Source organism: Hoylesella timonensis 4401737 = DSM 22865 = JCM 15640 (assembly GCF_000455445.1).
Taxonomy (GTDB): domain Bacteria; phylum Bacteroidota; class Bacteroidia; order Bacteroidales; family Bacteroidaceae; genus Prevotella; species Prevotella timonensis.
In genome coordinates this window covers 39,049-62,032 of sequence record NZ_HG417095.1, presented here as the reverse complement: position 1 = coordinate 62,032, position 22,984 = coordinate 39,049, and the positions used below count along the sequence as shown (strand labels likewise).

The following is a 22,984-nucleotide window of genomic DNA, read 5'->3' as shown; positions in this document are numbered from 1 at the left end:
GATTATGAGAAAAATAATGAAACTGGTGTTTATCGCCATTGCAGGATTAGCCTGTGTGCCTGTAGCGGCAAGTGCCCAACAGCAGATGCCTCTGGTTCCGGTGGATAAGGAAGTAAGAATGGGCAAGCTCGACAACGGACTGACCTATTATATCCGTCATAATGAAAACCCGAAGAATCAGGTGGATTTCTACATCGCCCAAAAGGTGGGTAGCATCTTGGAGGAAGACAACCAACGTGATTGGCTCACTTTCTTGAACATATGTGCTTCAATGGCACAAAGAACTTTCCGGGAAACGCCCTGATTAAGTGGTTGGAGTCTGTAGGCGTGAAGTTCGGACAGAACCTCAATGCCTATACCGCTGTGGACGAGACGGTGTACCGCATCTCCAGTGTGCCAACCGAGCGTGTTGGTGTGCAGGACTCATGCCTGATGGTATTGAGTGACTGGGCAGACGGTCTGCTGCTTGACGGCAAGGAGATAGACGAGGAACGTGCTGTGATTCACGAGGAATGGAGAAGCCAGACTCCTCCCAATATGCGAATACTGGAGAAACTGCTTCCCGAAATCTATCCCGACAGTAGATACGGTTATCGTTTGCCCATCGGTACGATGGAAGTGGTGGACAACTTCCCCCATAAGGTACTGCGCGACTACTACGAAAAATGGTATCGTCCCGACCTTCAGGGCATTGTCGTGGTTGGAGACATTGATGTGGACCGCATAGAGGGAAAGATAAAGGAGATGTTCTCCAAGATAGAAAAGCCTATAAACCCTGCCGAAAGAGTTTATTATCCCGTGGCGGACAACGAAAAGCCTATCATTGCCATTGGTGCCGACAAGGAACAGAGCAACTATGTGGCACAACTTATGTTCAAATATCATGCCCTGCCAGATTCGTTGAAAGGTACGATGGCAGACATTACCACCCGATACCTGCTTGATATGGCTCAGATGATGCTTCAGGTGCGACTGAACGAATTGGGTCAGAAAGCCGATGCTCCGTTTGCCGTGGCTGTTGCGCATCATCAGGAGTTCCTTATGGCAAAGACCAAGCAGGCTTTCCAATTGGTTATGATGCCAAAGGGCAACAGCCTTGACGAAGGAATAAAGTCTGTCTATCGCGAAGCCCTACGTGCCAAACGTGGAGGATTTACCGCTACCGAATACGCACGCTGCCGCACTGAGTATCTCTCTCAACTGGAAAAAGCATACAATAATCGCAACCAGCAGGAGAATAAAACTTTGGCAGAATCGTATGTCCGCCACTTCATTGACAAGAAGCCTATTCCCGGCATAGAAACCGAATATCAGATGATGAATATTATTGTCAACCAGATTCCTGTGGAAGCTGTCAACCAAGTATTCTCTCAGATAGTATCAGATAAAAATTTGGTGGTATTGGGTATGATGCCTCAGCACGAGGGTAAGTCTTGCCCAAAGGATGATGATGTTCTTACATTACTCTCACAAGTGGAAGCAGAAGATATTGCTCCGTACATAGATAATGTGAAGGATGAACCGCTTGTAAGCGAGCTGCCTGCTGCTGGAAAGGTTGTAAAGGAAAACGTTCTTGCAGACTTTGGCGCAAAGGAGTGGATTCTATCCAATGGTGCAAAAGTGATATTGAAAAAGACAGATTTCAAGGCAGATGAAATTAGCCTGACAGCAGTAACCAAAGGCGGTACGTCAGTTTATGGAGACGACAAGGCAGCTGACCTTATGTTTATGCCGGCTATCTTGGAACAGCATGGTTTGGGCAACTTCACCAATTCCGACCTAACCAAGCAGATGGCAGGCAAACAAGTGTCTCTAAAAATCACCTTTAACGACTACACACGCACCCTTTCGGGAAATACCACTCCCAAGGACTTGAAGACCTATATGGAAATGATTTATATGACTTTTACCGGGCTTACAGTAACTCCGGACGAGTTTACCGCCATGCAGAACCTGTATAAAGGAGTACTTCAAAACCAGGAGCTGAATCCTCAGTTTGTATTCCAAAGGCGTGCGCAGGAATTTCTTTACGCTTCCAAGAGCAAGCAGGTGATTGGTGTAAACGAAATAGAGAAAGTAAATCGTGAGAATATCCTTTCCATCATCCACGAGCAGCTTGCCAATGCAGCGGAGTTCACTTTCGTATTCAGCGGAAACTTTGATGAAGAAGAACTGAAATTGCTTACCGAGCAGTACATCGCCTCACTACCTTCTGTAAAAGGAAAGAAGCAACAGCCGAAGTACAACCCTGCCGTTGAAGTCAAGTCTGGAAACGAGAATGAGGAATTTACTATGAAGATGGAAGTACCGCAGGGCAGCGCAACCGTTATCGTAAGCGGAAAGATGCCTTACACATTCAAGAACAAACTGATGGCTTCCATGTCGGCGCAGATTATCTCCACCCGTCTCGTAAGTGAGATACGCGAAAAGGAAGGTGCCGTCTACAGCATCCACACACAAGGCTCTCAAGATAGAATGCCGGAAATATCGGTTGTCTACGAGACAGTGTTCCAAGTAAAACCTGAGAAGAAAGACCGTTCCCTTGAAATCATCCGCAACGAGTTTGAGAAACTGGCAAAGGAAACTCCGGTAGAGGAACTTAACAAAGTAAAGGAGTTTATGGTAAAGCAGTACAATGAGAACGAGCATACTAACAGTTATTGGTGTTCTATGATGGCAGGGAATGAACTTAAACCGTCCGCAGTCAACGTGAAAGCGGAAGCGATAATCCAGTCCATCACACCAAAGGAACTGTCGGAATATGTACGCAAGGTAATGAAACAGAATAACTACAGAGTGATAGTTATGATGCCGGAAAGCAAGTAATCAAATAAAGTATGGATTACCACAAAGGCTGAGCTTCAAAAAAGTTCAGCTTTTATGGTATTACGGAGTGAGATATATTATTAACCTAATGATAACATTGCGATAACATCGTCATAAATTTCCCCTTCCTAGCTTTGTATCGTAAAAATGAATTGGTAAGAAATTGAAGCATTATGAAAGTATTGACATTTTTATTGGCTGTTGCCGGACTATTCTCTTGTCACATTAACTTACATGCACAAGTTAGAAAATGGACGCTTGCAGAGTGCATTGATTATGCAGTTGAACATAACATAGAAGTGAAGCAGAGCAATAACCAAATCAGAAGTTTGAATGTGCAGAAAAATACATTGAAGAACAGTTTTCTGCCCAACCTGAATGCTGGTGCCTCTCACAACTTTACATTCGGGCGTTCATTGAATCAAAACAATATGTATGAGAACCGTAACATTCAAAACACGTCAATATCTGCCAGTACGGAAATTCCGATTTTTACCGGTTTTAAACGGACCGCATCTATTGCGCAAAATCTCCTTGATTTGGTGGCTGCTGAAGCAAATAAAGAACTGATAAAGAATAATCTCTCGCTAAATGTTATAGGAGCTTATTTCCAGATACTTCTTAATAAGGAAATTTACAGAATCTCAGAGGAACAGATACGACTTACAAAAGAACAGGAGAAAAATACACAATTACTTATCGAGAATGGGAAGGCTTCAGAATCGCAGTTATATGATGTGCGGGCACAATTGGCAGATGATGAATTAACTGCAACGGAAGCTAAGAACTCTCTCCGACTTTCATTTTTAAATTTGGCACAACTTATGGAATTGGACGGGCATGAGCATTTTGACATTGAATCCATAAGCGGAGAGATTGCCATACCGAATACATTGAATCCTGTGAGGATCTATCAGGCAGCTCTTGATTGTATGCCTCAGATACGCCAGGCTTCTTATATATTACAAAGTAAAGCGAAGGGTATCAAAGTTGCCCAATCGGGATATTATCCCACCTTATCATTTGCAGCCAGAATAAACTCGAATTATTACAATGATGGTACAGGTTTGGGTGGAAGTTTTCATGGGCAACTCAAAAATAATATGCAGAAAAGTCTGTACTTTACTATCAGCATCCCCTTATTTGACAGGTTTTCTACCAGAAATAAGGTACGGGAAGCACGCATTGAGGAAGATAATGCAAGACTATCTTTGGAAAATGAAAAGAAACAATTATACAAGGATATAGAACAGGCTTATACGGATGTGATATCTGCATTTGAAAAATATCGCTCCACGACAAAAGCTGTAATCGCAAATAAAGAGGCACATCGATACGCATTAGAAAAATATGCGGCAGGAAAATCTACCGTATTTGAATACAATGAAATAAAAATGAAATTGACCGATGCTCTGTCACAGCAGTCTCAAGCGAAATATACCTATTTGTTGAAAGACCGTATTCTGGCATTCTATTCTTGCCTTTCATTGGCAGATTAAAAGTGATAGTATCACAAGGGATTGTCCAGACAATTTTTGAATTGCAATTATTGCTGTCCGGTAAAACTCAAAAGAGCATAAATATCCTCCCCGAAGCCAGTAAAATTGGACTTTGGGGTTTAGTACACTCGGCATGAGATTATCTAACGGGTGGAAGTCCCGAGTAAGCCCTAATAGCGGGAATTACATAGCCAAGAGCAAGTGTGTTCATCGTGAGTTGGAATCTGAAGGAAGCTGGCGGCAAACATCTGACCTAATGAACAGAAACTTTATACAAGGCATATGCCCATGGATGAGATTGCATGACAAATCAAAATCCCATAGCTATTCGGAATGGTTGGTGGAGTATACTTGAGCTTAGCGAAAAAATGAAGTAGGTATAAGATGGAAAGATAATGTTCTTATCCGAGGATGTCTCACGGACGTCTCAAATAGTTGTTTTTACGAAAGAAGCGGAGTAAAGCTTGTCGTGAGAAGTCAACAGACGCCATAGTAGGGAGTACTCGATAACGCTCCATGAAGGGCTGAACCTATATATTAAACGATAGTAATTGAAACATACCTTATGAAGGCAAGAATGCAGAAAACATTATCCCAAGTTAATGGTTATCACTTATAATTCTCCTCTAACAGCCTTTCCAAATCCGACTCCTTATAAAGTATCTTCCCTGCAAACTGCATATAGGGGATAATTCCTTTGTCCCGATAATCCTGCAAGGTACGAGGGCTGATATACAGCCGCTCACATACTTCCTTGCTCGTTAGGAAATGCTCACCTCCAAACAGCGGTTTATGTGTCTGTGCCACTTCCTTAATCCGTCTGTTCACTCTTTCAAGTGTGGACAGCACCACCTGCATATCATTCGCTTCCATATTCAAGTCCTTTATTGACTCCATTGTCATCTTGTTTTATGTGTTATTCTTAGATTTAACTGTTTTAGGCTTCTCCGATTTAGTCTGCAGCAGCCGCTCCACGTCCTCACGCTTGTAATAGCACTTATGCCCGATTTGGGCAAAGGGCAACACACCCGTATCACGATAGTGTTGCAAGGTGCGCTTGCTGATGTTGAGCAACCTGCACACATCACCATTGTGCAGCCAGTCCGTGTGTCTGCTTCGTTCCCCGAATGCCTTGTGGCAGGTCTCGGCAAGGCTGAGAATCTCGTTCCTCAGCTTTGCCCAGTTTGAATCCGTAATGATAAAATATCCCATAGTTTTATTATTGTTTTGTTTGTATTTCTGTCTTGTTGGTTTAATAAAACCTTTGTCCGTTTTGCGTTTCACCGCATATTTCTGCCTGCAAAAGTAGGGAGTGTTTGTCATACTTCAAAGCACAAGGGAACAGTAGGGAAATACAAGGAAAAACAATGAAAGGATAAAATGATTGTCGCTCTCTTTCTTTGTCTCTTTACTCCATTTTATCATATCCTTTTAGCCAACGCAATACGATGCGTATTGTAGCAAATTAGCACCTGCCTTTCTTGCATTCTTTACACACTTGTCCTCTTGTTTGGGGCTTAAATCCATACTTTCCAACAGTTTCTTGTCAAAAATCCGTGAGAAATTCATTGCCAATTTGCGCAACATTATGCAAGCACTCTTTGAATGCTTGGAACTTTCCAGTTCTCTTCATAACTTCACTCTCGGAAACCAAACCAAGCATATAATGAAAAGGAACGCAGATAAAGGCAATTCAGTGGACGAAAATAATACGCCCAAGCAAAGGAAGACTTCCTCCAAAAATGGTGAGATAGAAACCTATCTCTCCTCTTATTATGAGTTTAGGTACAACACGGTGTTGGGAAGAACTGAATACAGGGGCAAGAGCGATGCTCACTTCTTAAAAGTGGGTCGCTATGAAATCAACACGCTCCGCAGGGAACTTGACAACGATGTGGGGATTATCACATCTTCCGACAACCTCTATTCCATTATAGAGAGCAGCTTCTCTCCACGTATCAACCCTATACAGGAGTATTTCAAGGGATTGCCCTTGAGGGATATTGGTAATATCTGTGGTAATAATAGTGGCAATAGCGATAGTTGTAATCATGACAGTAGTGGCAATAATGAAAACAATTGCTGTTGTGATATTTCTTCCCTTTCACTGAAAGCCATTCCTGACTTGGCAAGTTGCGTTGTGGTGCGTAACTCTGACAAGTGGCTGCCGTACCTCACCAAATGGCTCGTGGCAGTGGTCGCCAATGCCATGGACGACCGTGAGTGCCGAAACCACACCTGTCTCGTGCTGACGGGCGAGCAGGGAAAGTTCAAAACCACGTTTTTGGATTTGCTCTGTCCGCCAGCCTTGCACGGTTACAGCTACACGGACAAGATATATCCGCAGGAGAAGGATACGCTGACTTATATCGGGCAGAATCTTATCGTGAACATTGATGACCAGCTCAAAGCCCTCAACAAGCGTGACGAAAACGAACTCAAAAACCTTATTACCTGCCCGATGGTCAAGTACCGTATGCCCTACGACAAGTATGTGGAGGAACACCCCCACTTGGCGAGCTTCGTTGCATCGGTAAATGGCAATGACTTCCTTACCGACCCCACAGGCAGCAGGCGCTTCTTGCCCTTTGAAGTGCTTTCCATAAATATTGAGAGAGCAAAAGCTATCTCGATGGACAATGTTTATGCGGAAGCCAAAGCCCTGTTAAAGTCAGGTTTTCGCTATTGGTTTGATGATGACGAGATTGCCGAACTATATAGAGAGAGTGAAGACTTTCAAGTACAAACTGCAGAGATGGAGCTTTTGTTGCGTTGTTTTGAAAAGCCAACGGAGAATGAAAGTTATTCGTTAATGACCACTACGGAGATACTCACTTATTTGGGTATTTATACTCACCAGCCACTTGTTGCCAAGCGTATGGGTGAAGCCTTGAAGAAAGCAGGATACATAAAGGTGAGCAAACGAAGAAACGGTGGTAGCCCCATCTATGTCTACAAAATTAGGAAAATCTTGCCCTGCCCGCTCCTTCAAACTTGTAGTAGCCAAATGTAGTAGAATGTGTAGTGTTGTCTTATACTACAAAGTAACACTGATTATCAATCACTTATCACAAAATAGTATGTAGTAAGAAGAAAGATGAAAAAGTTTGGAGGGGGAAAACTTTGGAAACAGTAAAACCATAAAAACAGACAAATATAAATAATTATCATTCAACCCATTAAAGTATCAAAGCAATGAAAGAAGAAGATTTATCACGCATCAAGCAATACCCCATCGTGGAGTATCTTGAAAGGAAAGGCATCAAGCCTGTACGTAGGACACCTTCCTATGCGCTGTACCGCTCACCACTCAGAGAGGAAACGCATCCGAGTTTTAAGGTGGACACACAGAAGAACCTCTGGATAGACTATGCCGAAGGTAGGGGCGGAAGTATCATTGACCTCTGTATGCGTTTGGAGAGCTGCACGCTATCGGAAGCCATTTGCCGTTTGGAACAAAACGCTTCCGATAATATAACATATAGTTCTCGTAAAGACTTCGTGCCAAATAATTCCCAGCCTGTGATGGCTGTAAATGGAGCAAGGAGACTGATAGAAATATCAGACACCCTGCCACCACATTTACAGGAATATCTTACGAAGGAACGCTGCATTGACATGGAAAAGGCTATACCTTTCCTCAAATGTATCAGCTATGAGGTAAGGAGCAGACTCTATCAAGCCATCGGCTATGCTAATCTCTCTGGCGGCTATGAGCTTCGTGACGACAAGACGTTCAAGGGAACGATTGCCCCGAAGGACATTACTCCGATATTCACGGACAGAGCGGAGCCAGTATGTATCTTTGAAGGCTTCATGGACTTCCTCTCCTTCCTTTCAATGAAAGAAGAGATTACCAACCACTGCCTTGTGATGAACTCCGTGAGCAACGTGTCAAGGACTATCCGCTATTTGAATGACCAACATCTCACCCATATCCGTGCCTTCCTTGACAATGATGAAGCAGGACGGAGGGCTGTTCAAGATTTCATAAAGGCAGGCTTCCATGTTGAGGACATGAACATACATTACAAAGACTTCAAGGATCTCAACGAATATCATGTCAGCCGTGTCAGTGAGCAGCAGAAACGGAAAGCGCAGAAACAGACACACATATCAATTACAGGACAAAACAAGAAATCAAAACAAGTCAAACTTAAAATGAAATAGAAATGGAAAAGGAAACTATGATGGGCGACAAAGACCTTTCATGGTTCTTGGGTATGGAAGATGAAACAGAGAACGAATCTACTTCACAAGAAGCAACTGCGGTTCCTGAAAGAGAAAGACGAACAAACAAGCAGGACACAGAGAATACTGCGCACTCTGAGCCTGCACAGCATACAGAGAACGCAACCGTTCAAAGACGCATCAGTGCCAGGATGAGAAAGGAGACGCTCGAAGCCTACAAGCAGGCCTACCTTGTTCCAACAAAACTAAGCAACCGAAAAGCGGTCTATCTGAGCAGGGAAACGCAGGAACGTGCCGACTTCATCGTGCGCAGGTTAGGCGACAGGGGCAGCAACCTTTCAAGTTTCGTGGAGAACATCGTGCGCATTCATTTGGAGGAGTATGGTGAGGACATAGAGAAGTGGAGAAAGCTGTGAGGCACAGGAAAAGGGGGCGAGGACTTTTGGGAAAAGGGGATATTATTCCACTCAAAACCCTCAACCCTTTTTTAGAGAACATAACAACAGACATTTGTCAAACATACTGAATGATGGGAACACCACGAACGCAGTTAAACACAGAATGCACGGCATTCACTTTTCAACTACAAAACGCCTTGTGCGTAAACGTTTCGTTAGCTGATATTGCAAGACGTCAGTTTGTACCCACAAACTGCCCTTGCTCCCCTCGTCAGACTATCGGGGAGATAAGACCGTAATCACTCCGTTCTCATCGGTCAGTATTTAGGAATTAAGAGATAATAAATCATCTACAATGATAAACTTTCAAGGAAACTTATATGAACAGATATAAAGGAAAAGCTGCCCGATGGCAGCAACAGGATAAAGAAGAACAGCGGATGAACAAAACGGAGTTCATCAAGGTAAGATGTACCAGTGAAGAGAAGAAGCGTATCAAATCAAGAGCGGAAAGCACGGGACGGAAATTCTCCGATTATTGTCGGGAAATACTCCTTAACGGAGAAGTAACAGCCGTTCCCAAGATGACAGACAATGAGAGGGAAGCCATTGTCATTCTCCAACATACAGGAAGGTTCTATGGGCAGATTTCCAATCTCATCAAGCTCAAGGACGAAGATTGGCTACATATCACAAAGAACCTATCGCTATGTGCCAAAGAAGCATTTAAGCGGTTTTACGACCCGCATTTTCGGGTGGATGATGAAATATATAAGGTCTTAAATCTGACAAGAAATGATAGGTAAATGTAAGGCGATAGCGCACGGCAGCACGGCTTTGGACTATATTTTCAGAGAAGGCAAGCTCGGTTATCGGCTTGTCTTCCACAATCTTTGCAGCAGGGAGCCAAAGAGCATCTATGAGGAAATGAAGGTGGTCAGCGACTACAACAGCCGTTGCAGGAACAAGTTTCTCCGTATCGAAATCGGTATTGCACCGCAGGACGAAAAAAAGCTGCCTGTGTCCGAACTTATGCGGATAGCCCATTTGTTTGCCAAGCGAATGGGACTTGACAACCACCAATGGGTGGCAGTAACGCACAAGGACACCGACAACAGACACATTCACATCATCGCCAACCGTATCAGCCTGTACGGAGAGGTCTATGATACCACCTTTGTGAGCAATAGGGCTGCAAGGGTGGCAGAGGAAATCAGCAGGGAGAAAGGCTTGACCATTGCAAAAGAGGTCAAGGCAGAAAGGAAACACCAAAAGGAAAAAGCCAGCCCTACAAGAGAGCAAACAAAGCAGCAGGTGCAGAAGATTTGCTACACCTTGCTTGACAAGTACAAAGGAACAGGCGTCACGGGGCATTCCATGTTCCTTTATGAATTGAACAAAAACGGCATTACCATAGAGCGTATGAAGAACAAGCAGGGCAAGGTATATGGCTTGAAGTTCTCATACGCAGGGCAATCCTTCAAGGCTTCCGAAATCGGCAGGGAGTTCGGCTACCATTCCTTGCAGAAGAACTTTGAAACAACCAACAAGGAAGAATCAAGGAAACCACATCTAACAGTACAAGAGCCTACAGAAAAGAAAGAACAATCAGATACAGGCTACCAACTTGTACCTCCAAGCCGCTCCTCTATCTCACGAGACAATGATACCTCACAAGGGCAGAATCCCATTGGTGCAGTGGCAGACACCATCGTTAGCGCAGCCGATGAAGCGGTGGAAGGGTTAGGCGATTTAATTACACCAAGTACACAAGGCAATGACTTAACCGAAGCTGCATGGCAGCGCAAACTCAGATACCAAGCTAACAGAAAGAAGAAACGTGGAAGGGGAATATAAACATAGCATACAAAAAGTGCATAATAAAGAATATCTCATCAAAAACGCTTGCTATTCGGTAACAAAGTATTATCTTTGCAAACAGAATAACAAGCGTTCTTTGTTAGGCAGAAAACAGCGAAGCCAAGTAGTTCGCTCGTTTCCAAATCGTTACCAGTTTAGTTGTACAAACAAGGTAACTTCTTTATTCTCAACGAGTTGTGTTTTAAGAATTATCTAGAGGCACTATTGCATGCGAATAACGCCTCTGATACATGTTTCCAAGCTCATTAAGGCAATGTTTTGACTTAAAGAGACGTCTATTTTGTTAAAATCAGCGCAATTTTGTCCATTGCTTGCCTATTAAAATTTTCTATTTTGAAGATTTTCGATGGCCGTTTTTTGGTAAAATGATAGGACAAAAACAACGAATCTTCTTACCAAGAAAGGTAAAACTTTTTACTTTCACAGGCTCGTTTGCTGAAACTGTTGCTGTTATTTCATTCGAGACCTGCAAGGCTGTGTAGTCACCTCACCTCGGAAAGTAGAGGCAGGAAGCCCGTCACCATTGACAAGATTGGCACGAGTGTACGGCTGCCAACCGTAACGCACAAAACGAGGTTCCCTGACCTTGTCGGATTGAAGAATCACTAACTTTCCCTTAATCTCTGCATGAGCAGGATAAAACAAACCATCGTATTGGGCTATCTCAAAACCATCAACAGGCTTACCGTCAGAGGTAGACAGTTTGTCAGCATCACTAAACGAGACAGCGACCTTGTTTCCCATCTCACGCCAAGCACACTTAAACAGCGGACCACACGGCATGAGTGGGCGATGATAGGTGTCACCCAATGCCCACCGAGCCAGTCGCTCGCCTATCTCCTGTTTATGGGTTGGATGCACATTGAGCGAATCACCAAGGTCGGAAGATACTGCCATGCCCGTATTGGGAATTTGCTGCATCAACCTTCGCTGACTGTCACGAAACCAAGTCCACGACGGTCGGTCAAGACTTGATAGCTGCACAAAATAAAACGGCATGCTGGCATTGTTCCAATACTGCCGCCAAGAATCGACCAACAGCTTGAACAGCGTTTCGTGTGCCTCTATGTTATGGGCGTTCGACTCGCCTTGATACCAAGTCACCCCCTTAACAGTATATCGCTGCAAGGGCAAGATACCGCTCTCGAACAAGTAACAAGGTTCGTACGGATGCCTTACGCCTACTCCCTTTGCTTGTGCGATGTTCTTGGCAGCCCGCTGTCGCACCCACGGTTGAATGAAGTCGTTGTGCAGCCAGTTGTTGAGAATAGCAGGAAAACGTGACTCCAATGTATGCCGATCAATCCAAGACTCGGTAGGCGAACCACCCACTGCATTGCAGATAATCCCTACAGGTACTTGCAAACTGTCGCGCAACATACGACCGAAATAATAAGCCACAGCCGAAAAATTTCGCACCGCATCGGGTGACGCAACTGTCCATGACGAGGAACGATAATACTGCAAATGGTTCAACGAATCAAGTACCAACTTGTTCCACTCCACATCAACCGTTTCCCAATTGGGCTTCATGTCGTAGAGACGCAAATCCTCATCATCAGAAAGGGGAATATCCCGCTGGGCTGTGGCGGCTTGGTGCATCATGAAAGCCATGTTCGACTGTCCCGAACAAAGCCACACTTCGCCTATCGCCACATCGTGGAAGATACGCTTTTGCTTACCAGCACTTACGGTGAGTGTCGTGCTCCGTTCGGCTTTCTGAGGCGCAAAGGTAACCTGCCAGTTGCCCAGTTGATTGGCACGAGTTGCTTGGTACAGACTTCCTAATTTAACTTTGACTGTCGCTCCTGCATTGGCTATACCATGAATCGTTATGGGTACATCTCGCTGCAATACCATATTGTCGGTATAAATGGCTGGCAGGTGCAAGCCACCATAATTGCCTGTAATGCTGCCATAAACCACTTTTGCCATGATACCAGCACCTTCCGCATTGGGATGTAAGGCATCGGGCAACAAAAAAGGATAAGGATATAAAGGCGCATGAAAATCAATCAGTTCGCTGCCACTGATTGCTGCCACAGTCTCAATGCTTGCCTGTATCTGCTCGTGCCATTGTTGCGTTCCTGAGATAAAACGCGGATGTCTGTGTGCAATAGGCGACAATCTTGCCAAAATGATGCGCACCTTTGGGTTGGCTTGACGAAGTGAGTCGATAAGAGCCAAATAATCGGTCACAAATTCGTCACGATAGTTGGGCCAATTTCGTGGGTCGGTGTCATTGATGCCTAAATGAATAACGGCAATATCGGCGTGAAATGCCATGGCGTCGCGGAACTCTTGCTGCTTGAAATAAGGGCGATGACCATGTCGAAGTAAGGTAGCTCCGGGTTTTCCAAAATTCCCAACGAGATATTTATTGCCCAACATCGCCTGTAGCTGTGCGGGATAAGAGTCTTTATCACGATTGGCGATGCCCGTTCCGTATGTAATGCTATTGCCCACGCAAGCCACACGAACTGGTGGCACTGTTGGCTTTGCATCTGTGTGAAGGACTACGAAGCACGAAAATAAAAGCAAACATGCTAAAAGTAGCTTTGACTGATGATTTTGAAGATGCATGGTGATGAATAGTTGTGTACGCATTTTGTTAGGTTGATGAAGTTTGTAGGAATGCCACAAAACGACAGTAGGTGCTCAAAATGAAACGTTTAGTTTTCATCTTGAACACCTACACACTCGAATGATTGATGGCAAGCGCCTATATTATACTTGTTGGATTTCATAGATTCTGCCACCATAGCCAGGAATTTGTGCTACAAACGGCACGGAAGCTGACCACTCTGCACGCTGTTCTTGGTGCGTCAATAGGTCCACCGCCTTGCATGTAGCCTGCCGCATGTGCAGAAAGTCGAAAGCATGTTGGGGTATGTTGACATGCACCCGCTGTTGATTGGGCGAAAAGTTCACGACAATCAACAAGAGTTGCTCTGCCGATTTACGCAAGAAGACATACTGCTCATCGGGATTGAACAATGCCGAGTGCTGAGTGTTGGCATACATCAAATCGAAGAACTGTCCTTGCGCAATGGCTGGCTGATGACACAATTGCAGTATTTTCTGATACATTTCGGAAAGGCGTTGACTGCGCTTGTCCATTTTTTCTCTTTGATAATATCCTTCGATGATAGACTTTACCGCCCAGTAGTCGAATATGGTTGTCCTACCATCAAGTCCACTGAATCCCTCTGCATCCATGCCTCGCTCGCCAAGCTCCTGTCCAGCATACACCATGACAGGATTGGTGTGCAACCATGCGCAAACCATGAAAGCCGGCAAGGCACGCTCGGCACTACCACAAAAGAAGTCGCTGGCAATGCGTTGCTCGTCATGGTTTTCCAAGAAATAGAGCATCTTTGGCAAAATATTATCTACGGATTGCCATTGGCGGGTAATGTGATGGGCGGGACGTTTGCCACACACGATGTCGCGCAAACAGTCGTACATGCCCACCTTATCGTACAGATAGTCAAATCCTGAAGCGATATACCCCCGATAAAGCGTGGGATTGTACACCTCACCAATGATGATGACGTGAGGATAGGTTGACTTGAGCTTATCAATACCGTAATGCCAAAATGCCGTTGGCACCATCTCTGCCATGTCACAGCGGAAGCCGTCTACTCCCCTGGAAGCCCAAAACAGCAAGATGTCCGTCATCTGTCGCCATGTGTCGGGCATGGGGTCGAAATGTTCACTGCGTCCTCCAGCATCGGTGTAATCAATGCCATAGTTCAGCTTGATGGTCTCGTACCAATCATTAGCTGAGGGCGAAGCATTAAAACAATCGTTACCCGTGCATTTGGCAGGATACTCACAATAAGGTTCGCTGGCATCTTTGCACAAATCAATGGCAGGTTCAAAGGGATAGCCTGGGCAATAATAAAAATTGTTGTGAATGTCAAAGTGCTTGTTTACATCATCGTTCTCCCCCAAGTCTCTCACTCCCTTAGGTTTGCAAATGGAGTGGTATTGTCGTGCCACATGATTGGGGACGAAATCGATAATCACCTTCATGCCTGCCTCGTGCGTACGCTTCACCAATGCTTCAAACTCGTTCATACGCTTCGACACCTGCACGGCAAGGTCGGGGTCGACATCATAATAATCGGTAATAGCGTATGGCGACCCAGCCTTCCCCTTGACAATGGCTGAATGTTGACGAGGGATACCGTAGGTAGAATAATCGGTTGTCGTTGCATGGCGAACAATACCCGTGAACCACACGTGCGTGAACCCCATGTCGTAAATACGATTGAGTACGGTCGTAGAGATGTCGTTCATCTTCCCTACTCCATTCTCTTCCATCGAACCATGTGGCATGCGGGTCATGTTTTGATTACCAAAAAGGCGAGTAAAGATTTGATAAATTTGCATGTAATCTTTCCTTATCCCTCCCTGTGAGGAGAGTTGTTTTTCGATAATGTTAACGTTGTTGAGAGGTAAGAATAGAGCTTTGTCATCCAGCCAAATGGCAAGATGACAAAGCTCAATATAGTTTAGACACTCCTTTCGTTTAGATGCCGTGGACTGTCACTTCCTTGCTGATGCGTCCTATCATGCCCTGTAAAGCCTTGCCAGGTCCACACTCGGTAAAGTCGGTAGCACCATCGGCAATCATGTTCTGCACCGTTGTTGTCCAACGAACGCTACTGGTCAGTTGTGCGATGAGGTTTGCCTTAATCTTGGCTGCATCGGTATAAGGTTTCCCGTCTACATTCTGGTACACAGGACATTGAGGCGTATTTACTGTGGTAGCCTCTATCGCCTTTTGCAACTCGTCCTTGGCAGGCTGCATCAATGGCGAGTGGAATGCACCTCCCACCTTCAAAGGCAACGCACGCTTGGCTCCCGCAGCTTTTAGTTTTTCGCAAGCCTCCTCAATACCTTCCTTATCTCCAGAGATAACCAATTGCCCTGGACAGTTATAATTAGCTGGAATGACAACTTTGCCTTCTTTGCTCACCTCTTGACATATCTCTTCTACCTTTTCATCTGGCAAACCAATGATAGCAGCCATGGTACCAGGATTAGCCTCACATGCCTTCTGCATTGCCATGGCACGAGCATAGACCAATTTGAGACCGTCTTCAAAACTCAAAGCACCAGCTGCCACCAATGCAGAGAACTCACCCAAAGAGTGACCTGCCACCATATCGGGCTTGAACGCATCACCCATACAGAGTGCTGAAATGACACTGTGCAAGAATACCGCAGGTTGTGTCACCTTGGTTTCCTTGAGTTGCTCATCAGTACCAGCAAACATGATATCGGTAATGCGATAGCCCAACACCTCATTGGCTTTATCAAACAACTCCTTTGCTGTTTGGTTATTTTCATAAAGTTCTTTTCCCATTCCTACGAACTGGGATCCCTGACCGGGAAATACAAATGCTTTCATACTTGTTTTTTTGTTTGATTAAATCTGATGTAAGCAGATGCGCCAAGCTAATGGCGGTCTACAAATTTTCTAATACTCATAAAGAAACAACCTGCCTCAATGTGAGACATGGATGCAATTCGTTTTAATATTTTATAGGGCATGCGTTGGTGATTCAACCCTCGCACAATGTAATAAAAACCTACCGTATTGAACACACCTATCACGACTACTACCAACAATTGGACAGTGGCAGAAGCTCCTAACTGATAAGAGATAAACCAACACAACACATTAAAGGCATTGAGTGCTAATACCGACACGGTTGTACCGATATGCGAGAAGCCTATTTCTATAAACAAATGGTGAAGATGCGACTTGTCTGGATGGAATGGAGAGCCTCCCCTCAACATGCGCAGAAACATGACGCGCAAGGTGTCGAAAACTGGAATGGACAGAGCGGAAAGCGTAAAAGCCACTACCCCCATGTTAGGATAATTATAGGCCACCATGGATTTGGTTTCCAAAATATGAAAAACAAAAATACTCATGAGAGTGCCCAGCATGAGCGTTCCACTGTCGCCAATGAACATCTTTGACGTTTTGCCGAAAACGTTGTGCAGGAAAAAAGGAAGCAAGGAAGCCACACATATCCAAGCCAGCACGGTCATCGAGCCGTAACCCGATGTCATAAAAGCATAACCGAAGAGGGCGCAAACGAACATGCAAAATCCAGAAGAAAGTCCGTCTACACCATCAATCAAGTTAATGGAATTGATGATACCGACACCCACAAACGAAGAAAGCGCAATGCCAACATATTCATTCAGCTGGTGTATGCCTAAGGCACCATGAAAATCGTCAATAAATTTATGCTCGGTAGATATCAAAAACAAGATTACACAGAACTCGACTATCAGTCTTAACCATGCGCTCAATCCTATAAGATCATCAAACGTGCCTAAATACATCATCACCGTAATGGCAACGAACGCAGGAAAAAAGATGTAACTGTCAAAGACTGCACTCGTCAAGCCCACCCCCAATACAACTCCCCAAAAGACAGCAATACCGCCCAATACGGGAACAGGTGCTTTCTGCAGCTTGCGAGCATCGGGATTGTCAACCATTCCTTTTTGTTTGGCAAGTTTAACGATTAGGGGATGAATCCAAGTCACCAACGCAAATGCACTGATAAAAGGAATGACAATGCCTAAAAGAAGAAACTTCAAATTCATAATGTTCTCTACTTAAAATCTTGTTCGCTTGATGCCACTTTTCAAATAACCTGGAATGTTGTAGATGGTCTCGTGAGGAAACATGAAGAAGTTACGCAGGATTTTACTCATATTTCCAGTAAAAGCCTTACATCGGCGCACATAATAATTCTTGGATTTACTTTTTGTGCGTACATCGTGATAACCAAAGTTTCCCGAGTCCAACACATAGCGCAGCACCTGTTTGCCCATGTCCGCATACCTCTCATTATAAAGTGGCATCTTGTCTTTGGGGTATCCCAAGAAGTCAACAGCCATGGCGGCAAACACGTTCCAAATCTTCTCTATGCCCAAATACTTTACGTCATGCGCCAACCGCTCTTGGTCAATATCTGTATGGTGTGCATAAAGCAGGCGCATCCAGTCTGCTATCTGCCTCAAACCTATTCCGCCACCAAAATAATGTCTTGTCAAGTGTACAAAGACAAAAACAAGGTCCAACCGCAAGGGAGGCAGCACGGCAAAGCCACCCCCAATACAGACCTTTCTTTCCTTCTCCTTACGAAATACCACATCACACCAAGCGGGGAAACGCTGTTCCAAGGTTTTATTCACATACGGATTGATGCGACCATGCAGCTCCACCACTACATGGCGATACTGAAAGACAGCCTCCATTGTATCGGTGGTGAGAGGCTCTATCATCTTCATTTTTTGTTGAAACAACTTGTAAGCCTCGGCTATCTGTCGCGTGTCGGGAATATATAGGTCGACATCTCCCGACTGTCTTGAAAGTGGATCACGATAGTTTTGTGCCACCCCTTGTCCTTTCAATAAGACAGGAACGACACCAATATCTTCCAGCAAATGATATATCTCGGGGATGGCAGCATTCATCGTTTCGTTGTTTTTCCTAACGGTGAGCACATACGTTATCAGCTTCATCTTCAATGGCTGTGGCATCTCTGTCACTCTCAATAGCGAAATGCCATCAGACACATTGCCTACAACAGCTTGTTTCCCTGCCATGCCCAGCACGGCTTTCCAGTCTATATGCTTACCTACAAGGACGTCTTTGTGGGCAATCTCTCCCCACACTCCTGCTTTGTACAGTTCAAGGAAAACTTTTTCTGTATCCGTAAATGTCGTCATTTGCGATTCTTATTTTGCACAAGCTGCAGATACAAGGCGTGATACGCCTCGTACATACTCACAGAAGGGAACTGCTCGCATGCCTTTCGTTTGGCACGAAGTGGCTTTTCTTCCTCCATTTCTGCTTGTAGGATTTTCTGTACCAAATCATCCGAACGTCCTGATTGATAATAGGTAATCTCATCATCCGCATATTTTTCTTTCATTCCTCGAATGTCTGCACACACTATCTTCTTTCCGTACATGGCTGCTTCTGTCAGTGCCAAGCAAAAGCCCTCGCTCAAACTTGTCTGCACATACACGTCCATAAGTGACATGTATCGATGTCCTTCGGGGACAAAACCCGTGAACATTACCCTTTTGGAAATGCCCAATTCAGCACACTGCCGTAGAAGAGGTAAGCGCAAGTTTCCTTCACCAATCACCAACAGGCGAAACCTGTCTGGCAACTGTGCAAGGGCTTGTATCAACTGTTCCACTCCCTTTATCTTCACCAAAGAGGCACATGTACCTATGAGCGTGTGCCCTGCCTTGAATTGCTGCACCTGTTCTTCTTCCATGACGGACAGCCTACCCTGTGGCATGTCAATACCATTGTAGCAACGAGTCAGTTTCTGTGCGTTCACCCAGCGTGAATAATAACCAACGGCATCATTGCTGAGCACCACTACCTTATCCAACGTCCTGACAGAAGCCAAGAACAACAGACTGAAAAGAGAACCTGCCATTCTACCAAATCCGACCCGAAACTCTTCCCATATATAACAATGTACCGTGGTTACAAATGTTGTTTTCTTGCCAAACCACGGCTTGTAAAAGGTAAGATACAAATTGGGACGAATACCATGGGCATGAACAATATCGTAGTGGGCAAAGTTGATGGGACGGTATCCGTCTATCTTCTCCGTGGGGAAAAGAGGTTCAAAGATGTTTTCATCAAAGTAAAACACCTTGCACTCATGACCATGCTCAACCATTTGCTTCGCCAGTTGCATGACCACCGACACAGGACCTGCGTGCCTCAGCGCAGAAACCACATAAGCTATCCTCACCTCTTGATAACGCAGAAATGCTTTTTTAATTGTACAGCCACCCGAGCAATATGCGGATGTTGGCACGCAGCCATGTCTACCACCGTCACGCCTTTATATCTATTGAGCGTGTGCATGCGCGACAGCTGGTTGGCTGCTGGCGATGAAAGTCGGCATACTTCATGAAATGCGAGTCTGCCAGTCTCATCTCTTGTTACCTGTTGTATGACGATGCCCTGCCAATAATAGAGCTTTCCGTCTTGTGCAGGACGATATAGTCTACCGTCACATTCAAAAAAAGTCCCCGCATTGCGAGCCGTCTTGTCTGCAAAAACGTATGACTCTCGTCGCACCTCCTCTTCTTTGGCATTATAAACAAACGTATGCAATACAGGATTGTCATACGGCAGGAAAGTTCCCAACAGCATCTCCTCCCCAAACACATCCGTAAGGACGGCATCCGCCAAAGGTTGTGTCGACACTACTTTCTCTTTACGGCAACTGTACGTCTTCTGATCAAACTCATACAACGTAAGTCCTTCGCCAAAAAGATTCTCGGGCATGATGTACACTTTGCCATTCTTGTGCACGATGCAGGGAAAGCTAAGATGTCGTGCCACATCCAAAACAGGCGTGAGCGTCTTCAGTTCGAGTGTGTTGCGCTCCACTATCAACAACGATATACGACCACGTCTCAAGTGTATGTCATAATCCTCTGCCAAAAGCAAGATTTCGTCATCCGTTACCTCCAACACAAAGGGGTCGGCAAACCATCGGTCGGTGTAGGAATGCCGAAGCATACGAACAGAGAAAGATGCACCATGTACCAACTCCTCCAACGACTTGTCGGGAAATCCGATGTTCCATTGTTTCTCTCTGACAAGATGGTTGTATATACGTCCCAAAAGCATCCGTAGAAGCGAATATTTAGCTTTATTTTCGCAGAAAGCGTTGATACACCCAAGTTCTCACACTGTTGGGCAGAAGGAACTGTACGGTGCCACGCACCATATCATTGTATATCATCTTGGGAAGGGATATGAGTCCGTGTTGCCACATCCACTTGTTCAAGGCAAGCACATCCTTGTAATACGCCATGCCGCCTCTTCGTGCAAACTGGTCTCTGCCCGAACGCACGTTCACCACAATGTCGGGAATGTTGCGAAACTTGCATCCAGCCTCAATCATGCGCGCCCAAAGATAATAATCTTCTTGCTTGAAATCCTGCTGATAATTGCCGGCACGCAGCAGTTCGCTTTTCTTCATGACAACCGTAACATGATTCACGCCGCACCGCGACTGCATAAACCGCTTGATGCCGCTGTCATCCAAAGGCAATATGCGCTTGCTCACCACATGCTCGGGCGAGTCGACAAACTCGGTTATCATCCCCCCTACTACCGCCAACTCATGGTCTTCCTCAAAACATCTCATCTGCTTCTCAAAACGGTCGGGCAACGAAATGTCATCGCTGTCCATGCGAGCAAGATAATCATACTGTGCCTTTTCCACGGCAATGCGCAACGCTCCACCCAATCCTCTGTTCTTTTCCTGATAATAAGCATGCAAGTCCGCAAACCGAGCTTTCGTATTCTCCACCACATCTATCAATGATTGTGGTACAGGACCGTCGGCTATCAGCACAATCTCGTCTGGCACCAGCGTTTGATGAATGATGCTGTCCAAAGCCACCTGCAAATATTCAGGGTTGTCGTTCTTATAAATCGACATGATGACAGAAAACTTCAACTTACTCATGCTCTTTTATTTTTTTTAGTCCCAGCGTTCATCATTATCTACCAAAAACAAATCCTAACCGCATTGCATACAATGCCTTTGAGATGTACACACAAAGGATAGCTATTATCACGGACAACAAAGGACTTATTAAATACTCCAACGCTACTAAGTTATTTTCTACCATATAATTGCCAAACATTTTAAGATTGAAAGGCATTATCAAGAAATAATGAATTACATAAATCTGCAATGTGCTCGTCCCTATCAAAGTTCCAGTCCACTTCAGTACACTTTTTGCCCGTGAAGTCTTACCCTTGTATTGTTGTTCTAACCAAACAAACAAAAACAAAAAGAATAAGCACAAAGGTAAACCAGTTAAAATCGTGCACACCTTCAACAATATTTCATTCTCCCCACCTATTCTATTAAGGGTTATTAACGAAGCAATACTTAATATTGCAAACACAGGTATCAGCTTATTGACATGCCAATGCTGCCATTCCTTGTTTTTCAAAAACACACCTAATGAAAAGAAAGGCACAAAGCCCACAAATGGTCGGTGGATAAGGTGGTACCCACCTCAGTACGCCTGAAATAGAAATGAAGTACCATCAGCAACACTTGCACCACGACAGCTCCGCCAATGAAAGGCAGGTGTAACTTTCGTGTCACATGCAACAGCAAAAAGTAAAGAGGTAATACCCACAAGAACCAATAACCCGCCTTTGCCTCATTAATAATGAAATATATGGCATTGCCACTCCCCATGGTATAAGTAAACAGCAGTCCAAACACAAAGAAAGGAATCAGCAACTTTGTTTTCTTTACCAATGAAAACCGTTGTACATTTGTTACAAGTCCACTGAGCAGCATGAATAAAGGCATGTGGAACAAACTCACGAATGCCGCTAAACTGCTGGGATTGGGTTCAATATTCCAACCATAGTAACAATAAGATGGCAAATGACCTGTTATCACTGCAAGTATTGCAAATGCTTTGAGCGCATCAATATAGAAAATACGTGTCTTCTCCATGAGAGATTATCTATCTATTCGAGTTTCAGAAAATGTTTTTATTAAAAGGTACAACCAAAGTTTGTTTATTTAAGAAGGATTTATCTTCAAAATACGCTCACAAAACAGTGTATATAAAATTGGAGATATGATATATTTGAGACTCATAAATACTGAATTATCTTTACAAAGTGCCTCTCATAACTTGCGTAAAAACAACCAACGGCAAAGTTGGTCGCAAATACGCGAGATATGAGCAATGTTTGTAATTTGCTGTTATTGAGCATGTTAAAACAAAACTATCTCTTTTCTTTCCTAATTTTATCAGTTTTTTGCGGCTAAAGCATTGAGATAAGCCTGCAATTTGCATGCTTTAATGCGGTTATTACATGTAGATAACACCCCTAATGCGTGTTTTCAAGAGCGTTAAATCAATACTTCAGCTTGAAAAGACATTTATTTTGTTAAAATCAGCCCGTTTTTGTTGTGTGTTTGCCTATTAAATTTTTCTATTTTGGAGATTTAAGATGGTCGTTTTTTTGTAAAATAACAGGACAAAAAACACTAATTTCTTTATCAGAAAAAAACCAAGCTAAGAACTCGTGACCTCATTACGGTAGGGACGCACAGTTCG

General features: G+C 44.4%; 19 protein-coding genes. 8 read left to right on the top strand and 11 right to left on the bottom strand.

The genetic code is table 11. From position 1 onward, the window contains the following. Nucleotides 1-4: 4 nt before the first annotated feature. From BN35_RS12815 to BN35_RS07050, 3 genes are all read left to right on the top strand, one after another. Nucleotides 5-304, top strand: a complete 300-nt coding sequence (locus BN35_RS12815) for a hypothetical protein (RefSeq protein ID WP_051275207.1) — start codon at nt 5-7, stop codon at nt 302-304. Then, nucleotides 262-2,826: a M16 family metallopeptidase gene (locus BN35_RS07055; RefSeq protein WP_051275208.1), complete on the top strand. Its 2,565-nt coding sequence runs from the start codon at nt 262-264 to the stop codon at nt 2,824-2,826. Before BN35_RS12815 ends, BN35_RS07055 begins: the two co-directional genes overlap by 43 nt. 173 nt (nt 2,827-2,999) lie before the next feature. Then, on the top strand, nt 3,000-4,325 hold the full coding sequence (locus BN35_RS07050; protein ID WP_025072913.1) for a TolC family protein: 1,326 nt from the start codon (nt 3,000-3,002) through the stop codon (nt 4,323-4,325). A gap of 609 nt (nt 4,326-4,934) precedes the next feature. On the opposite strand, the gene BN35_RS07045 is transcribed toward BN35_RS07050, so the two are convergent. Beyond that, a complete protein-coding gene (locus BN35_RS07045) occupies nt 4,935-5,222 on the bottom strand; it encodes a helix-turn-helix domain-containing protein (protein WP_028901254.1) in 288 nt (95 codons plus the stop codon). 12 nt (nt 5,223-5,234) lie between these two features. Then, a complete protein-coding gene (locus tag BN35_RS07040; RefSeq protein ID WP_025072914.1) occupies nt 5,235-5,537 on the bottom strand; it encodes a helix-turn-helix domain-containing protein in 303 nt (100 codons plus the stop codon). 376 nt (nt 5,538-5,913) lie between these two features. Between BN35_RS07040 and BN35_RS07035 the strand changes: the two genes are divergently transcribed. From BN35_RS07035 to BN35_RS07015, 5 genes are all read left to right on the top strand, one after another. Next, complete coding sequence (locus BN35_RS07035) at nt 5,914-7,338, top strand: virulence-associated E family protein (protein WP_044071335.1); 1,425 nt, start codon at nt 5,914-5,916, stop codon at nt 7,336-7,338. Between the two features lie 182 nt (nt 7,339-7,520). After that, a complete protein-coding gene (locus BN35_RS07030) occupies nt 7,521-8,495 on the top strand; it encodes a toprim domain-containing protein (RefSeq protein ID WP_025073231.1) in 975 nt (324 codons plus the stop codon). Between the two features lie 2 nt (nt 8,496-8,497). After that, on the top strand, nt 8,498-8,932 hold the full coding sequence (locus BN35_RS07025) for a DUF3408 domain-containing protein (RefSeq protein ID WP_025073230.1): 435 nt from the start codon (nt 8,498-8,500) through the stop codon (nt 8,930-8,932). A gap of 362 nt (nt 8,933-9,294) precedes the next feature. Beyond that, nucleotides 9,295-9,720: a plasmid mobilization protein gene (locus BN35_RS07020; RefSeq protein WP_025073229.1), complete on the top strand. Its 426-nt coding sequence runs from the start codon at nt 9,295-9,297 to the stop codon at nt 9,718-9,720. Then, the gene (locus tag BN35_RS07015) at nt 9,710-10,771 is read left to right on the top strand and encodes a relaxase/mobilization nuclease domain-containing protein (protein WP_028901025.1); all 1,062 of its coding nucleotides are present in this window, start codon (nt 9,710-9,712) and stop codon (nt 10,769-10,771) included. Before BN35_RS07020 ends, BN35_RS07015 begins: the two co-directional genes overlap by 11 nt. A gap of 474 nt (nt 10,772-11,245) precedes the next feature. Here BN35_RS07015 and BN35_RS07010 read toward each other — a convergent pair whose 3' ends face one another. The 9 genes from BN35_RS07010 to BN35_RS06960 all read right to left on the bottom strand — a co-directional run bounded on the left by BN35_RS07010 (nt 11,246) and on the right by BN35_RS06960 (nt 22,371). Then, a complete protein-coding gene (locus BN35_RS07010; protein ID WP_248616662.1) occupies nt 11,246-13,402 on the bottom strand; it encodes a GDSL-type esterase/lipase family protein in 2,157 nt (718 codons plus the stop codon). 120 nt (nt 13,403-13,522) lie between these two features. Further along, the gene (locus BN35_RS07005) at nt 13,523-15,193 is read right to left on the bottom strand and encodes an alpha-amylase family glycosyl hydrolase (RefSeq protein WP_025072194.1); all 1,671 of its coding nucleotides are present in this window, start codon (nt 15,191-15,193) and stop codon (nt 13,523-13,525) included. Nucleotides 15,194-15,332: 139 nt separating this feature from the next. Beyond that, the gene (gene fabD, locus BN35_RS07000; RefSeq protein ID WP_028901024.1) at nt 15,333-16,217 is read right to left on the bottom strand and encodes an ACP S-malonyltransferase; all 885 of its coding nucleotides are present in this window, start codon (nt 16,215-16,217) and stop codon (nt 15,333-15,335) included. 47 nt (nt 16,218-16,264) lie between these two features. Continuing rightward, nucleotides 16,265-17,434 (bottom strand): glycosyltransferase family 4 protein, encoded by a 1,170-nt coding sequence (locus tag BN35_RS06995; protein WP_025072195.1) that lies wholly within the window; start codon nt 17,432-17,434, stop codon nt 16,265-16,267. 12 nt (nt 17,435-17,446) lie between these two features. Next, a complete protein-coding gene (locus BN35_RS06990; RefSeq protein WP_025072196.1) occupies nt 17,447-18,565 on the bottom strand; it encodes a nucleotidyltransferase domain-containing protein in 1,119 nt (372 codons plus the stop codon). Next, on the bottom strand, nt 18,562-19,617 hold the full coding sequence (locus BN35_RS06985; protein ID WP_025072197.1) for a glycosyltransferase family 4 protein: 1,056 nt from the start codon (nt 19,615-19,617) through the stop codon (nt 18,562-18,564). Before BN35_RS06985 ends, BN35_RS06990 begins: the two co-directional genes overlap by 4 nt. Then, nucleotides 19,614-20,507, bottom strand: coding sequence for a glucosamine inositolphosphorylceramide transferase family protein (locus tag BN35_RS06980; RefSeq protein WP_028901023.1), 894 nt, complete (start codon nt 20,505-20,507; stop codon nt 19,614-19,616). Before BN35_RS06980 ends, BN35_RS06985 begins: the two co-directional genes overlap by 4 nt. A 22-nt stretch (nt 20,508-20,529) precedes the next feature. After that, nucleotides 20,530-21,354, bottom strand: coding sequence for a glycosyltransferase (locus tag BN35_RS06970; protein WP_028901022.1), 825 nt, complete (start codon nt 21,352-21,354; stop codon nt 20,530-20,532). Nucleotides 21,355-21,858: 504 nt separating this feature from the next. Continuing rightward, the gene (locus BN35_RS06960) at nt 21,859-22,371 is read right to left on the bottom strand and encodes an acyltransferase family protein (protein ID WP_025072201.1); all 513 of its coding nucleotides are present in this window, start codon (nt 22,369-22,371) and stop codon (nt 21,859-21,861) included. Between the last annotated feature and the right edge of the window lie 613 nt (nt 22,372-22,984).

Coding starts and splice junctions, on each gene's coding strand:
- BN35_RS06960 (WP_025072201.1), bottom strand. CDS start 22,371: ATGGAGAAGACACGTATTTTCTATATTGATGCGCTCAAAGCATTTGCA.
- BN35_RS07010 (WP_248616662.1), bottom strand. CDS start 13,402: ATGCGTACACAACTATTCATCACCATGCATCTTCAAAATCATCAGTCA.
- BN35_RS07055 (WP_051275208.1), top strand. CDS start 262: ATGTGCTTCAATGGCACAAAGAACTTTCCGGGAAACGCCCTGATTAAG.
- fabD (WP_028901024.1), bottom strand. CDS start 16,217: ATGAAAGCATTTGTATTTCCCGGTCAGGGATCCCAGTTCGTAGGAATG.
- BN35_RS07040 (WP_025072914.1), bottom strand. CDS start 5,537: ATGGGATATTTTATCATTACGGATTCAAACTGGGCAAAGCTGAGGAAC.
- BN35_RS07035 (WP_044071335.1), top strand. CDS start 5,914: ATGCAAGCACTCTTTGAATGCTTGGAACTTTCCAGTTCTCTTCATAAC.
- BN35_RS07015 (WP_028901025.1), top strand. CDS start 9,710: ATGATAGGTAAATGTAAGGCGATAGCGCACGGCAGCACGGCTTTGGAC.
- BN35_RS07020 (WP_025073229.1), top strand. CDS start 9,295: ATGAACAGATATAAAGGAAAAGCTGCCCGATGGCAGCAACAGGATAAA.
- BN35_RS06980 (WP_028901023.1), bottom strand. CDS start 20,507: ATGCTTTTGGGACGTATATACAACCATCTTGTCAGAGAGAAACAATGG.
- BN35_RS06970 (WP_028901022.1), bottom strand. CDS start 21,354: ATGAGTAAGTTGAAGTTTTCTGTCATCATGTCGATTTATAAGAACGAC.
- BN35_RS07050 (WP_025072913.1), top strand. CDS start 3,000: ATGAAAGTATTGACATTTTTATTGGCTGTTGCCGGACTATTCTCTTGT.
- BN35_RS07045 (WP_028901254.1), bottom strand. CDS start 5,222: ATGGAGTCAATAAAGGACTTGAATATGGAAGCGAATGATATGCAGGTG.
- BN35_RS06995 (WP_025072195.1), bottom strand. CDS start 17,434: ATGAATTTGAAGTTTCTTCTTTTAGGCATTGTCATTCCTTTTATCAGT.
- BN35_RS06990 (WP_025072196.1), bottom strand. CDS start 18,565: ATGACGACATTTACGGATACAGAAAAAGTTTTCCTTGAACTGTACAAA.
- BN35_RS07025 (WP_025073230.1), top strand. CDS start 8,498: ATGGAAAAGGAAACTATGATGGGCGACAAAGACCTTTCATGGTTCTTG.
- BN35_RS07005 (WP_025072194.1), bottom strand. CDS start 15,193: ATGCAAATTTATCAAATCTTTACTCGCCTTTTTGGTAATCAAAACATG.
- BN35_RS07030 (WP_025073231.1), top strand. CDS start 7,521: ATGAAAGAAGAAGATTTATCACGCATCAAGCAATACCCCATCGTGGAG.
- BN35_RS12815 (WP_051275207.1), top strand. CDS start 5: ATGAGAAAAATAATGAAACTGGTGTTTATCGCCATTGCAGGATTAGCC.